The 13,796-nt window shown below is 69.8% G+C and carries 12 protein-coding genes and 2 pseudogenes; 7 read left to right on the top strand and 7 right to left on the bottom strand.

Going from position 1 to position 13,796, the window contains the following annotated elements:
- The 3 genes from ABZ622_RS40630 to ABZ622_RS40620 all read left to right on the top strand — a co-directional run.
- Positions 1 to 2,344: LuxR family transcriptional regulator (locus ABZ622_RS40630; protein ID WP_360552189.1), on the top strand; the 2,344-nt coding region annotated here is incomplete at its 5' end.
- Between the two features lie 213 nt (positions 2,345 to 2,557).
- Positions 2,558 to 4,264 carry an SMI1/KNR4 family protein gene (locus ABZ622_RS40625; protein WP_360552187.1) on the top strand — a complete coding sequence of 569 codons (1,707 nt, stop codon included), beginning with the start codon at positions 2,558 to 2,560 and terminating at the stop codon, positions 4,262 to 4,264.
- A 192-nt stretch (positions 4,265 to 4,456) separates the two neighbouring features.
- The gene (locus tag ABZ622_RS40620; protein ID WP_360552185.1) at positions 4,457 to 4,798 is read left to right on the top strand and encodes a hypothetical protein; all 342 of its coding nucleotides are present in this window, start codon (positions 4,457 to 4,459) and stop codon (positions 4,796 to 4,798) included.
- Between the two features lie 12 nt (positions 4,799 to 4,810).
- Here the strand turns inward: ABZ622_RS40620 and ABZ622_RS40615 are convergent.
- Positions 4,811 to 5,119: pseudogene (locus ABZ622_RS40615) on the bottom strand (transposase); the annotation flags it as partial.
- Positions 5,120 to 6,226: 1,107 nt separating this feature from the next.
- Between ABZ622_RS40615 and ABZ622_RS40610 the strand changes: the two are divergent.
- Positions 6,227 to 6,823 (top strand): DJ-1/PfpI family protein, encoded by a 597-nt coding sequence (locus ABZ622_RS40610; RefSeq protein ID WP_360552183.1) that lies wholly within the window; start codon positions 6,227 to 6,229, stop codon positions 6,821 to 6,823.
- Positions 6,820 to 7,305: a MarR family transcriptional regulator gene (locus tag ABZ622_RS40605; protein ID WP_360552181.1), complete on the top strand. Its 486-nt coding sequence runs from the start codon at positions 6,820 to 6,822 to the stop codon at positions 7,303 to 7,305. Before ABZ622_RS40610 ends, ABZ622_RS40605 begins: the two co-directional genes overlap by 4 nt.
- 552 nt (positions 7,306 to 7,857) lie before the next feature.
- Here the strand turns inward: ABZ622_RS40605 and ABZ622_RS40600 are convergent.
- The 5 genes and pseudogenes from ABZ622_RS40600 to ABZ622_RS40580 all read right to left on the bottom strand — a co-directional run bounded on the left by ABZ622_RS40600 (position 7,858) and on the right by ABZ622_RS40580 (position 11,351).
- Positions 7,858 to 8,262, bottom strand: coding sequence for a hypothetical protein (locus tag ABZ622_RS40600; RefSeq protein ID WP_360552179.1), 405 nt, complete (start codon positions 8,260 to 8,262; stop codon positions 7,858 to 7,860).
- On the bottom strand, positions 8,226 to 9,554 hold the full coding sequence (locus tag ABZ622_RS40595) for a hypothetical protein (protein WP_360552177.1): 1,329 nt from the start codon (positions 9,552 to 9,554) through the stop codon (positions 8,226 to 8,228). The genes ABZ622_RS40600 and ABZ622_RS40595 overlap by 37 nt, the downstream gene beginning before the upstream one ends.
- Positions 9,555 to 9,746: 192 nt before the next feature.
- Positions 9,747 to 9,951, bottom strand: a pseudogene (locus ABZ622_RS40590) (IS5/IS1182 family transposase); the annotation flags it as partial.
- Positions 9,945 to 10,814 carry a methyltransferase domain-containing protein gene (locus tag ABZ622_RS40585; RefSeq protein ID WP_360552175.1) on the bottom strand — a complete coding sequence of 290 codons (870 nt, stop codon included), beginning with the start codon at positions 10,812 to 10,814 and terminating at the stop codon, positions 9,945 to 9,947. The pseudogene ABZ622_RS40590 and the gene ABZ622_RS40585, both read right to left, overlap by 7 nt.
- 303 nt (positions 10,815 to 11,117) lie before the next feature.
- The gene (locus ABZ622_RS40580; protein WP_360552173.1) at positions 11,118 to 11,351 is read right to left on the bottom strand and encodes a hypothetical protein; all 234 of its coding nucleotides are present in this window, start codon (positions 11,349 to 11,351) and stop codon (positions 11,118 to 11,120) included.
- A 733-nt stretch (positions 11,352 to 12,084) separates the two neighbouring features.
- Between ABZ622_RS40580 and ABZ622_RS40575 the strand changes: the two genes are divergently transcribed.
- Entirely contained in the window at positions 12,085 to 12,393 is a 309-nt protein-coding gene (locus ABZ622_RS40575; protein ID WP_360552171.1) for a hypothetical protein, read from the top strand.
- Between the two features lie 127 nt (positions 12,394 to 12,520).
- A complete protein-coding gene (locus ABZ622_RS40570) occupies positions 12,521 to 12,763 on the top strand; it encodes a hypothetical protein (RefSeq protein ID WP_360552169.1) in 243 nt (80 codons plus the stop codon).
- Here the strand turns inward: ABZ622_RS40570 and ABZ622_RS40565 are convergent.
- Positions 12,721 to 13,395, bottom strand: coding sequence for a hypothetical protein (locus ABZ622_RS40565; protein ID WP_360552167.1), 675 nt, complete (start codon positions 13,393 to 13,395; stop codon positions 12,721 to 12,723). The genes ABZ622_RS40570 and ABZ622_RS40565 overlap by 43 nt on opposite strands.
- Positions 13,396 to 13,796: the final 401 nt, after the last annotated feature.

Below are 13,796 nucleotides of genomic sequence, written 5' to 3'. Positions count from 1 at the left end.
CGGGGCCGACACCGGCGCGGTGCTGCGGATGTCTCTCGGCCCGCTCGACGAACGGGAATGCGTCGAAGAACTGGCCCGCGACCTGCCGCAGCAGCCGGCGGCCGAGATGTACGCCGCGAGCGAGGGCAACCCGCTGTACTTCCTGGCGCTCCTGACGGCCCATCGCACCGCCCGGCTGCCCGGGCCCCCGGTCCGGGACGGTGGTCCGCCCGCGGGCCTGGAAGCACTGCTGCTCGACGAGCTCGCCCCTCTGGACCCAATTGAGCGCGGCACTGTAGAAGCCGCCGCCGTACTCGGCGACCACGCCACGGCCGACCTCATCGCCGCTCTCACCGGCTCGCCGGTCCCTGACGTCGTCGAGGCCCTGCGCAGGGTGATGCGCCGCGATCTGATCCGTACGGACCAGGCCGGACCCCGTCTGGCACTGCGCCACCCGCTGATCCGGGCGCTGGTCCACGACAGCACCGATCCCTGGCGGCGGCAGGAGCTCCACCGCAGGGCGGCGGCCGAACTGGCCAAGGCCGGCGCGCCCCTCGCCGAGCGGGCGCACCACATCGAGCGTTCACTGACCGGCTGGGACCCGGAGGCCGCCGCGATCCTGACCAGCGCCGCCGAACAGACCGCCGTGACGGCCCCGGCGGCCTCGGCCCACTGGCTCGGTGTCGTCCTGGCGATCCTGCCCAACGCTCCTGGACACCTCGACAAACGCCGTGAGCTGATGCTGATGCGTGCCGGGGCGCTCGGTACGACCGGGGCGCTGTGGAAGAGCAGAGACCTCTTCCACCGAGTGATCGACATGCCCGCCGGCAACGAGGACGGAGAGGATGCGCTCCGTACCTCCGCCGTCGTGCAGTGCGCCGTCATGGAGCGTCAGCTCGGGCGCTACGCCGAGGCCGACGCGCTGCTGCGCCGAGAACTGGACCGGAGGCCCGGGCCGTCACCGTCCCAGCGAATCGGTCTCGTCATCGAATGGTGCTGCCGCGCGCAGTTCGTCGCCCGCTTCCCCGACGTACGGGAAGAACTGGCCGAGGCGTTGCGCGGTGCCCGCGATCTGGGTGACGGACTCGGAGAGATGGGCGCCCTGACGCTGGCCGCCATGAGCGAGGCGTACGAGGGTGACACGGCCGAGGCCCGTCGGCTCGCCCGGACCGCGGCGGGGCTGGCGGACGCACTCACCGACGGCGACCTCGCCGGGCTGTGCGAGCCCCTGATCAGACTGGCCTGGACCGAGGTGATGCTCGACAGGTACACGGATGCTGAGCGGCACAGCGACCGCGGTGCGGAGATCGCCCGGCGGACCGGCCGGCTCTACGTCCTGTCGCAGCTCCTGCTGTGCAAGGCGTACGCCCACTTCCTGACCTGCCGGGTCACCACGGCGCTGGAGCTGGCCGACGAGGCCGCGGCCATCGCCCGGTCCCTGGGCAGCACCGAACTGCTCGGCTTCACTCTCGCGATAAGGTCCCTGTTCCTCATACAGGCCCGCCCGCCGGGCGATCCGGAGGCGCTGCCCGCCGCCGAGGAGGCGGCGGCAGCGGTGGAAGGCACGGGCGAGAGCTGGTGGTCGACGCTGGCACGGTCCCTGCTCGCCTTCGCCGCTATGGGCGCCGGTGACCCGCACCGCGCACGGGACGTCCTGCTGGACGCGGGCGGCGGCAGGGACCTGCCCCGATCGCAGCCCTCGCTGCTGCCCGAGTTCCTGGAAATGATCGTCGCCGCCGCCTTGGCCGTGGGTGAGACGGAGGAGGCCGAGCACGCGGCCGAGCGCGCCCTGAAGGAGGCCGAACGGCTCGACCTGCCGACCCGACGGGCAGCTGCGCTGCGCGCCCTCGGCCGGATCGAGGCGCACCGCGGGGACCCGGCTGCGGCTGCACGGGCGTTTGCCGAAGCCGCCCGGGAGAGCGCGCTGTCCGGGGCGACCCTCCGGGAGGCCCAGAGCCTGCTGTTCGGCGCCGTGTTCACCAGGGCCGCCGGTGACGGCGCCGGCGCGGCCGCCATGTGGCGTCGTGCCCGTCGGCAGGCCGCCGAGGGTGGGGCCACGCTGCTGGTCGCCCTGGCCGACCAGCAGCGCCCGGAGGTGCTGGGTGACACGGACGGGTCGGCGGAGCCGTCCGGGACGGCCGCCGGGCTGGCCCAGCTGACCTCGCGGGAACGGGAGATAGCAGAACTGGTCGCAGAGGGTCTCACCAACCAGGCCGTGGCCTCCCGGCTCTGCCTCAGTCCGCGCACGGTCGAGAGCCACGTCGCCCGCGTCTACCGCAAGACGGGCGTCCCGTCCCGCGCGGCCCTCGCCACCCTGGTGGCCCGCCACACGGTTACGGCACCGGGCACGCCGCCGCCCTCGTGACCAGTGCCGTCGGCCGGACGCGGACCGGGACGCTCTTCGGCCGAGCGTCCCGGAGGTCCTCCGTGCCGTGGAGTGCGGGTCGAGTTGCGTAGTTTCACTGAGACCCGCTCGACAGGGGCCGGGCGACGGGACATCGGGGTGCCACCGGACCAGACTGTCGGTGCGGGCGCGGGAAACCAGTTCGATTGCTGCGGATTACTGTAGGAGGAACGTGTGGCCGGTGACGTGGTGTGGACCGAGGAGCAGCGCGGCAAGGTGTATTCCACCCGGGCGCGGGTCAATCCGGACCATCTGACCGAGGGGCTCGACCGGGGGCCGTGCTGGCTGGCGGCGGTGCCGCCGTTCGACGCCGCGCGCTGCTTCGCCGAGGCGCGTGACAAGAGCCGTCACGACATGGACGAAGGCTGGGAGTACGCGGTCCACGAGGTGGAGGAGGGGGCGCGGCACGCGGCGCCTTCGATGGCCGCACTCGGGCTGAGGGCGGCGGCGCTGTACCGCAGCGGTGAGCGTCCGGACGTGCTCGACCTGGACGTGGAAGTGGCCATGGTGGAGCTGCAGTTGCAGGCGTCGTGGGACGCGGTGCCGTTCTGGCTGGCGGCCGAGGGTGTCGTGTGGACGCTGCGTGCGATGCTGCGGCTGCATGAACTGGCCCGCAATCAGCACGAGGTCCACTGCGACCCGGGGTTGGAGTGGAGCGGGACCTGGCTCATCGAGACCACCGCACATGCCTCGTTCCAGGTGGCCGAGTGCGAATCGAGCTGGCGGCTGCTGCGGGGTGTGCTCGCGGTGGCCGACGAGGCGGACCACCATGCGGCGCGCGCGGTCGCGGCAGCCGCGTTCGACGCGGTACCGGTGCCGGTGAAGGCGGCGCTGTCCTTCGTGTTCCCCGACGAGCGGGAGTGGGCCGACCGGGCGGCCGAGGACTGCCTCGCCCAGGGAGGTGGCGGTGACAAGGTGGTGCGGATGCTGGTCACCACCGCCGGTGTCGACTGGGGCGAGCGGCTCGTCGAACGGCAGCCGGGCTGTCTGGACGAGGCGACCCTGCTGACCCTGCTGGCGCGGGAAGGGGCGGGCGCCGCTCCCGTTCTGGACTCGGCGATGCGCCAGGCCCGCGGCAACAACGAACGGCTGGTGTTCGCCCGCCATCTCGCCATGATCCGCAGCCAGGACGCGGCGGAGCGGCTGGCGGCCTGGCGGGGCAACCGCAGGCTCGCCCCGCTGATCGAGGACTACTTCCGGCAGGCGCCCCACCTGGAACCCTCACCGTCCGGGGCGTCGGAGCCCCGCATACCGGCCGAGGACGCGACCGCCGCCGCACTGACCGGACTCTTCGAGGAGTACCGCACCTGGTACCGCGAACACTGGGTGCCCAAACTGCTCGACGACCCCGGATGGGAAGAGGAGGAGCTGGACGCGGAGGCCTGGCTGGACGAGGAGGGCTGGCTGGATCCGACCGGCGACCTCAGCCCGGTCAGCGAGGACGACATCGCCGTCCTCGAAGCGCGGTTCGGGCCGCTTCCGGCCGACTACCGGGCCTTTCTGCGCGTGATCGGCACCGGAACGCTGCTCCAGCCGATGGAAGCGCTGCCCGGTGCCGCCCTGGAGCCGACAACACGGAACTTCATCCATCCCGCGGACATTCCGGGGGCGCACGCCGTCTACACCCGGTGGCTGCACGACGGCTGGCACGAGGAGAACGAGGGCGGAGCGGATCTGATGAGGATGATGCCGGTCATGGGCCATGACGGGTACGCGAACTTCGCTCTGCTCTCGCTCCAGCACGAGGGCGACGACCGCGTCCACGTCTGGTACCACGACGAGGAGCCGGACCGAATGGACGACGGCGTGCCTTTCGTGGAGTTCCTGCACAGGATGATCGACAGCGCCCGGCGTGAGGAGTCGTTCCCCGGGGGGATATGACCTGGTCCGCGGCAGGGTGACGGTCGTCCTTGCTGCGGGGCTCGCGCAGGCCGCCCCGCGCGGAGCTGCACGCCGGCCTGCCGGTTCTGCGAGCGTCGGCTGCCCCGAGCGTGGCATGCGCCGGCCCTTCGGCACGAGTTCGTCGTCGTCGGTGAGGATGCCATCGCCGAGCTGAACTCCGAACTTGTACATATGCCCGAGCATGTGGGGCGCGGCGGCGAGGCCCCGTGGCTGTCCACCAACCACCTGGTCGGCTTCGCCCTGGCCGACGCAGGCAGCGAGGCGGTCTGGTGCTTCGATGTCACCCACCCGGACGCAGGCGGCGAATACCCGGTCTACTACCACCACCAAGACGATCAGAAAGGGCGCGCACGCTACGTTGAGGGCGGGGACTGGGAGGACCTGACCAACTCCACTCCGCACTTCCCCACGTTCGCCGACTGGCTGGACGCGATGGCCAACGCGTTCACCGCGCCCGAGCCACCGAGCTGGTTCGAGGACCTGGGCGCTCCGGGCTTCTACCCGGGCCTGTAAGAGGTCGTGCGGTCACGGTCGGTGATTCGGGCGTCCGCCCCAGCGGTGAGTCGTCCATGCCTGCCGGATCAGACTGCGCACGGTGATGATCGTGTCGGCGAGGTCGAAGAATGCGTTGACGACGGTGGCGCGCCGCTCGTAGCAGCAGGCGAGGCGGTAGAAGGCGTTCTGCCGGGCGTGGGTGCGTTCTACATGCCAGCGCTGACTGGCCTGGATGGGCGCCTTCTCTCCCTTGTGTGCGATGCGTCCGTGCAGGCCGCGTTCGCTGAGCGGCGCGCGGGTCTTGTCCGAGTCGTAGCCTGCGTCCAGGTGCACGGTGATCGCGCCGTCCACGGCGATCGCGCTGTCGACGGCCTGTTCGGTCAATCCTCGCTGGCGGGCAGGGTCACTGCGCTTCTCCCGCATGGTGTTCACCGTCGCTGGTGCGACGGCTCGGAGCAGTTGGTCGTAGGGGGTCACTGACGGCAGCGGCCTGGTGTCCGGAGGAAGGTGCGCGAGGCGCCACTCATGCAGTGATGTCACCATCGCCGATGGCTTGCCCGGCAATCGGCTGGTCGGTGGCTTGGGCGGGTTCAGTCTCGGCCTGGGCGGCTTTGCGGGCCTCCAGAGCAACTGCGTCCGCGGTCATGACGCCGGCTCGCAGGGCCGTGGCCAGCCCGGCGACAACGTGTTCGTGAGGCAGGTGACGCCCCAGAAGGAGGACTTCGATCAGAGATCGGGTTCCGTCCCGCTCACCGTGGATCTTGCGGGCCTGGTCCCACCACGCGTCGTGAACCGGAGTGAACCTGCCTGCCGAACGTGCTTGTTCGAGGGCGGTGGAGCCGGGGGAAAGCGCCGGGCATGCCGACCAGGAATTCGAGGTAGTGGTCCACGTCCAAACGGGCCTCTCCGGACGCCCCGGCGCCGACGCCCGACGAGCTCACCCTCGAACTCACCGGAACCCCCGAGTGTGCCGCCCGGCACCTCTCCGCCGTCCCGCACTGCCTCTCCGCCGTCCCGCACTGCCTCTCCGCCGTCGAGGCCCTGGCCACCAAGGCCGTGCGCGTCTACGGACAGTGGGCCCGCAGCGTGGCCGCCGAGGAGGCCCTCGAATACGTCGATGCCGACGGCCGTCGTGCCTACGCTGCCCAGTTCGCGGCGCAGCATTCGCGGCCGGGGCCGACTATCTCGGGATCACTTCCCTCCCTCCCCGCAACCTCTACCCGTCCCGCCCCATGTGGGACCAGGCCGCCCGCATCGTGTGGCTCATCAAGGCCGGAGCGCGGCCGCGCGCCGGGAGCGGCTCGACATGGCCACCTTGTATGGCGTGGGGCGCTCGGGTGGGCAGGGTGCCGGGCTGGCGCAATCCACATTGTTGACAGCGTGCTGCCATACTGACAGTATGTTGTCATCAATTTTCCGGCAGTTCCTCCACACTCAGGAGACGTCATGACCCGCAGGACCGTGGTACATCTGGCCGTCTATGACACCTACGCCGACTGGGAGACCGGGCACACCACCGCGCATCTCTCCGGGGCTGGGTTCACGGTGCGGACGGTCGGGCTCACCACCGCCCCCGTCACGACGATGGGCGGGGTGCGCATCCAGCCGGATCTCGCGCTCGCGGAGCTGCGCCCCGAGGACAGCGCTCTCCTGATCCTCACCGGCGCCGGTCTCTGGGACTCCGGCGACGAGCTCGCCGCCTTCGCCCGGGCGGCCCGCGGCTTCCTGGACGCGGGGGTGCCGGTCGCCGCCATCTGCGGTGCGACAGCGGGGCTGGCCCGCGAGGGTCTGCTCGACGACCGCGTGCACACGAGCGCGGTCTCCTTCTATCTCGCGGCCACGGGGTACGGGGGCGGTGAGCGGTACGTCGACGCGGACGCGGTGACCGACGGCGATCTCATCACGGCCGGGCCGACCGAACCGGTCGCGTTCGCCCGTGAGGTCTTCGCACGGCTCGGGGTGTACGAGGGCGCGAAGCTCAACGCCTGGTACCGGCTCTTCCACGACTCGGACGCGAGCGCGTACGAGGTGCTGCAGGGATGAGCCGGAAGCAACAGGACGCGCTCAGTCGCACCGCGCTTGGGGTCTTCCGGCTGAACGGCCAATTCCTCGCGATTTCGGAGGAGTTGACGCGGCCGGCTGGACTGACCGCAGCGTGGTGGCAGGTCCTCGGGGCGGTGCTGGCCGAGCCGTTGCCCGTGTCCGGGATCGCCCGGGCCATGGGGATTACGCGGCAGAGCGTGCAACGGATCGCGGATCTGCTGGTGGGGAAGGGGCTCGCGGAGTACGTACCGAATCCGGCCCACCGTCGCGCGAAGCTGCTGCGCCCTACGGAGAAGGGCCGGACAGCGGTCTCCCGGATCGGTCCCGGCCACGCGGAGTTTGCGGCGCGGCTGGCGGAGGAGCTGGGGGAGGCGGAGTTCGCGGAGACCGTACGGGTGCTGGAGCGGTTGTCGGCGGCGATGGAGGCGCTGGGGACTTCGACGGGCACCTCCGGGGGCACTCCCGGCCCCTCCGGCGTCTGAGAGTCGGTGGACGGAACCGGAGAGAGAATCGCCGGGCCTCCGCGGCCGGGTCCGAAAGCCGGGCCCGCCGGGGCGCGGCACGCGCCGCTATTCTCGACGCGCTCCGGCGTATCGCCACGGAGGAGGCCGACGCCGCCCCCGAGGACATCACCTACGCCGACAGCCGCGCCGCCCACGGCAACTTCCGCAACTGGGCCCGCCTCACCGCCCACACCCTCACCGCCCTGAACCGTACCCGCCCGCGTTGACCAAGAAGTCCTCCGTTGGGCCTTCAGCCGCCTCGGATCAGGCACGTAGCCCCCCGCCTCCCGCCCGCTTTACCAGCGGATGCCGAGGGCGTCGAGGTCGGCCCGTCGCTGCTCGGCGAGCTTCCCAGCCCGTTTGCGGACGTTGTCGAGCCATGTGCCGAGTTTGATCAGTACCTGTGTCTGTACCTCGGCCGAATGTTTGCCCAGGTCAGGATTCGAACGGGGCGGGCTTGGGCTGCTCCGGCGGCGACATCAGCGGTTCCGCTGACGGCCTTCCGGTGGTGATGGCCCTGTTCTCCCGAAGCTACGGCGAAGTGACAAGTAGCAGGCGGGGGCCGGGGACTTCGCCGGCTTGGAGGGCGGCGAAGTCGGCGGGGGCCTTCTCGGCAACTTCGGGGTACGCCTCGCGTTTGGCGTGCTCGGCCAGTGCCCGGTAGATGCTGGCCACCGAGGGGTTGCGCCCCTTGCGCTTGCCGGTGGGGATGATCAGGTCGGGCTGGATCTGCTCGACGGACTCGCCGTTCGCGCGGCGCCGCAGCCCGGTGTGCAGCATGTCGTCGGTGATGACCGGCGGTCGGCCGCCGTGCTTGCCCTTGCGAGAGGCGGTGTCGAGCCCTTCCAGTGTGGACTCGCGGATGTTCTCCCGCTCGGCACCCTGCGGGAAATGGCAGCTCAGCCAGCGCGCGCAGTCCACTTCGGCGGCGTCCACAACCGGGCATTGGCGCTGCCGACCTGGATCAGCGTTCCGGTATGTCGATCCTGACGCGCCGGGCGGAACCCGTCGATCGCGAACACCTGCTGTCCGCTGGTGATGTCGACGCCCTGCAGACCGGCCTCGTCGGCGATCAGCAGATGCTCTCCGTCGGTGAAAAAGCCGAAATCGCCGACCGGCCAGGGGAACGTCGCGACCGCGTTGATCCATCGGACGCCCGGCGAGCGCAGTTCGATCGAGGTGGGGTCGAGGACGTGGACGGTACCGCTGCCGGCGTCGTCCCGGTCATACACCGCGATCCGCCCGTCGTCGATCCACACCACCGGCCAGTTCCACTCCGAGACCTCGGGATACACCGCGTAGCTGGGCCCGTCCTCGGACTCATACGGGTTGTCGTGCAGCCAGGCGGTCAGGCTCCACACCGCCGGCATCCCCCACGGCTGCCACACCCAACCGCCGTCGTAGACACGAGTCCCGTCAGGACTCAGCGACAGCGCGCCGTGGAAGTAATCGAGGTCGTGCTCCGCATCTTCCTCATCTCTATCCGGGCTGTCCCGCGCCGTAAGCACCTCGCCGGACGCGAGATCGGTGACATCCAACCGGTTCCAGTCAGTGCGATGGACGACAACCGGCCGGCCACCGTGTTCGGCGAGCGCCAACGCGAACGGGACGGTTTCACAGCAGTAATCCCCGCCGTCCAACTTCAACGCTGGCGAACCGGTGGTGAGATCGACGACGGTGCCGTACCGACCGCGGTCTTGAACCACCACCGCCCAACGGCCACATCGAGACACATGAAGCCGCAGTCGAACGCCGCCACCGTATTCGGACGCCAGCCTCTCCTCCCGATACCGGGCCACGTCCTGCACCTCGCCGGTCGTCGGCGTCCACCGCGCCAGCCGTCCGTCCTCGGACAGCACCAGCCACGCCGGCCCCGCGTCACCGAGGGCCGCTGGCAACGCTGCCACATCCACGACCGGCCGCAGCGCGTCGGGAACTGCCACGTCCACCGTGATCGTCGCCATATTGATCCCCTCGGTGCGTCCGTGTGACCCCCGCGGCAACGTGAACAGCAGGTAATACGGCACCGTATCGGCAAAGTCGGTGAGCGCCGCGATGCCGGTCGCGGCGGTGAGGTCAGCACGGATCTGGCCTGTGTCGGGCTCATTCTCGCGCAGGTCCGCCTCGGTGCCGTCCAGCGAGAAGCCCCCTCCGGTCGTCATGCCCGGACCAACCTCATCGAGCACGGCCCCCGACAGGCCCAGAAGATCCAAACCGCTGACAAGCACACCCCAGATCCGCTACAGAGAGCTACTTGTCACTTCGCCGTAGCTTCGGGAGAACAGGGCCGTGATGGGAAGATTCGGCCCAGGCCCGGGGAGTCGGGAGGCTTCTGGGCGGCGGTGGTGACCGTGACCGTTGCCTGGTCAGTCCCGGCGGGCTTCGCGAGAGTCCGGCTGACCGCTCCTGCGGGAGTTTCGGCGGGTGATTCGCCTGGTCATGAGCGTGACCGTGGCCCAGGTGATGAATGATTCCGAGTGCTGGATGAGGCGTTCGTAGTCGCGCGTGTCGGCGGGCGTACATGACCCAGGCGTGTGAGCGTTCGACGACCCGGCGCCGGGGCAGAACGACGAATCCGGAAGCGTTCTTCGGGCGGCTGACGGTCTTGATCGTCAGGTTCAGGTAGGTCTTCCTTGCCCTGGACCACGACCGCGCCAGTCTCCTATTCCGGCTGTTCGGTGTGATGTCGTGCGGGTCCCTGATTCAGGGCCGCGCGGCGGCCCCGGCCCTGACGGAGGCGGGGCCAGGACGGTGATGCGCTGCCCGGCCGGGCCGACACGTACCTGCACCTGGTCCCATGCCCCGGCGCCCTCTGGCCATCCCAGGTCCGTGTACGGGACGAGGTTTCGTTGTCCGCGTACGCGCATGAAGGTGACCGGTGCGACGGCGTGGCCTTCGGCGTGGCCGGTGCCGTCGGCGGTCAGGTGCACCAGGACGTCGTGGCCCCACGGGGTGTCGAGCGGCGCCACGAGCACGCCGCCGGGGCGGAGCTGGTGGATCCAGGCCGGGGGGATACGCCGTACGGAGGCGGTCGCCACGATCCGGTCGTACGGAGCACCCGCAGGATGGCCGAGCTCGCCGTCGCCCGTCATGACCTGCACGTCACAGGGCAGGGCTCGCAGCCGTTGTGCGGCGCGCTCGGCGATTACAGGGTCGATCTCCACGGACACCACGGTGCCCGGCCCGGTGCGGTGCGTCAGGAGCGCGGTGGTGTAGCCGGTGCCCGTGCCGACCTCCAGGACACGGTCGCCGGGCCCCGGGGCCAGATGACGCAGGAGCTCGATGATCACGCTGGGCGAGGAGATCGAGGAGGTGAACTCCCCGACCGCCGGTCCGGCGGGAGGGACGGCGCCGTCGTCGAGCTGGGTGACGAGACCGATCCTTGGCCGGTAGACCGCGGTGAGCCACGCATTCGGTTGCTGCGCGCGGTCGTAGAGCCGGTAGCGGTCGTCCTTCCCGAGTGCCGGCCACCAGACCCGCTCGGGCACGAAGTCTTCCCGCGGCACCTCAAGAAACGCGGCTTCGAGCCAGGCGCATCCGCAAAAGCCACGCGGGGTGTGCCTCATCTCCTGAGCGCACTGCTCACGTAACTGCTCTGCCGTCACCATGTCAGTCGTCTTCCGGCTCTTCGGGCTCAGGCTCGGGCATAGGGTTCCCGGCATCGCCGGGGGAGGAGTGGGGCCCGCCCACCTGCCCGTCCGCCGACTGCCTGTCAGTTCCAGCCATCACGTCTCCTCCCCTTGCAGCAAGCCTTCCACCGAGTGCTACTCCCCTTCCGCGATGGCGGATAGTCACCGGTACTCGTGAACCGTGAGACCCCCGCCCAGAGCTGGCGGGTAGGGTGCGACCGCGACGACATCGACGACGTCGTGCTCGCCGAGGCCGTCGAGCACGGTGCGGACGGCCCGTACAGCGCCGGCCGCGTCGTCGCCGGTCACCGTCATCAGCGCCCTGGCCTCGATCGCGGAGACCAGATGGTCCCGCAACCCCGGCCCGGCAGGGCTCTCCGTCGAGCGCGTGTCCATGGGCGCTCCCTTCCTCACGGCATCGGTGCGGCTCCAGCCCACCAAGAGCACCACACCGACAGGATCAACTCCCCCAAAAGCAGGCCGAGGTACTCGTACGCGTGATAGTTGCGAGTCTTCGATTTCTTGTCCGGGGCGGTTCTCGGTTCGGTGTCCGGTTTCGGATGCTGTGGACTGGGCCGATTCGGTTTGCTTCATGAGGTGTTGAGCGTTGATGACCGGGCGCCGGTGTTGGCCAGGCCGTGAGGATTAGCTGTCACCGGGTGAGGATTACCTGGTCAAGGGAGCGAGAGCTCCCACAAGGTGACCATAACGAACTGGTGATTACCTATTCGTGCGTACGAAAGGACGTGAATGAAGGACGAAATCATGCTGCTGATCCATGAAAGGGATTCACCCGAATGAATTTCCTTGATGCTCGAACTGGCTCTGGGAAAAGCGCCGCGATTCAGGCCGATCTGATGCGGTACTTGGGAGAGTCGTATCGATCCGCAGTGTGGACCTGGCGCAGAGTGCGGGATGAGGGCGACGCCGAAAGAAGGCATGTATATGACGAGAAGGTTGCCTGGGAGGAATCCGTTTCCGCCAGTTACGAGGATGCGCTGCCCCGGGTTTTGACACTGGCACGCCTGGCCGGAGACATCAGGCTCCGGGGTGCCTGTGTTCTTCTCCTGGTTGGGGCGGTCGATCAGGGAAAGGCCTGGTTCCCGTACTTCAGGAGCTCTATGGCCAGGTGGGCGAGGAACCGCTGAAGATCGATGTCATCGAAGCGGTGGCCAATCTGGGGATCGGGCCCCGCAGCGATGAGGCGATGAGGCCGTCCGTCACAAAGTGGCTGAGGCACGGGCTGGCCGATCCCGCTGCCGGCGTACGGCTCGGCACCGCACTCAGCCTGCTGGCCCGCGTGGGCGCCGAGGAGCACGACATGCTCCGGGAAGCCGTTGTGGACTTGGTGTACCGGGGCACGTCGGCACTGGAGAGTGCGATGTGGATGTTCGGGAGGCCCGTCGGATGGGCGCTCGACCGAAGACTTCGGCGATGAGCGGAACCCAGCAGCCGGTCTCTCGCACCTGGCGCATCCCGTACCCGCGCACCCCGCGACCGAGTGGCCCGGGCCCGGGATGTTCCTCTGCACTGCCCGGTATGCAGGGGGCTGACAAGGAAGGTGCATGGGTACCACAGCTGGACTGTGGCGGATGTGCCGGTCGACGGCCGAACTCCAGCGCCTGGTCCTCAACGCCGCCGACCCGTACGCCGACCGCGACGTCCTCGTCCGGCAGATCGCCCGCGAGGAGCGCAACGCCGCGCCCTCACCGACTTCCTGGACGGCTGGGACGCGGCGGGCGGAGGTTGAGGTGAGTGCCTGGGTTCAGCCCCAGGTCTTGCCGCTGACCTGGTCCGGTCCGAAGTAGCGGGAAGTGACGGAGGCAAGCGCCGGTAGTGGGCCGCCGTCCAGGCCGAGGCGGCCCAGCGTGTGCTTGAAGGTGTGGACCACGCAGGTCCGCACCGCGAGCACCGGCCCGTCGTCCATGTCCCCGCAGTCGTGGGCGGACAGTGGCCGGTTCTGCGGGCGCGCCAGGGCGAAACAGGCCAGCGTCGTGCGTCCGTCCTCGTACCGGAAGTAGTCGGTGATCGCCCGGTTACCGAAGTCCATGTGGGCGAGCACGACCGCGATGTCCTCGTCGCCGTACAGGGCGGCCCGCAGCGCCGGCAGTATGTCGAGCACCTTCTCGCCGCAGGCGAGCAGCCGGGCCTCCTCGTGCGAGAGGTCCCACGGCGGGGGATCGTCGTCGGGGTCCGGTGTGTCCCACGGATACTCCTCGGTCCGCAGCACCGTACCGACGGGAGGCCGGTCCCAGCGAGCCTGCCCGCTGACGCTGCCCCAGTTGAGGCTCGCGTTGACGCACAGCCGCCCCGCGAGGAGCCCCCACGGGGCCCGGACCACACGCTCACGCGCCAGCTCGACCGCGAGCCGGCCGAACGCCTCCGGCCGTAGGAGAGTCGGCTCCGGGGGCGCGATGAAGGCGTCGGTCCAGATTCCCATGCCTCTTCTTGTAGCAACGGGGTACGGCCTGGCGCGACCGTGTTTCCAACCGGACGAGCCGCGCGCCGGGTGCCAGGCTGGGCGCGGGGCGGCGAAGGCGGAGCGGGAGCGGCCGCTGGACGGGGCGCCAGTACCCCTGGCCGTTCACCGGCTGGCCGCACGCCGACAGGTAGGCCGCGGTCACGGTGGCCGCGAACAGCAGGTTCCGCATCTCCAGGCTCGGGTTGCGTAGAAGCCGAGGCGGCGATGGAATGCGATCGAATGGTAACGACCTGGGGAGCAAATTGGGCTCGACGTCCCGGCGGGCGTGCTGGACGACGTTCCTTGTCCTGAGCTCTATCGCTTCCTGGGTCGCGGCTTCGAGGCCGCCCGGATCAGCTGCAGCTGCCCGATCTCAGCGA

It is taken from the genome of Streptomyces sp. NPDC007164, assembly GCF_040634135.1.
Lineage (GTDB): Bacteria > Actinomycetota > Actinomycetes > Streptomycetales > Streptomycetaceae > Streptomyces > Streptomyces sanglieri.
Note: the sequence above shows the minus strand (reverse complement) of the source record. Positions and strands in the feature narration are given on the sequence as shown.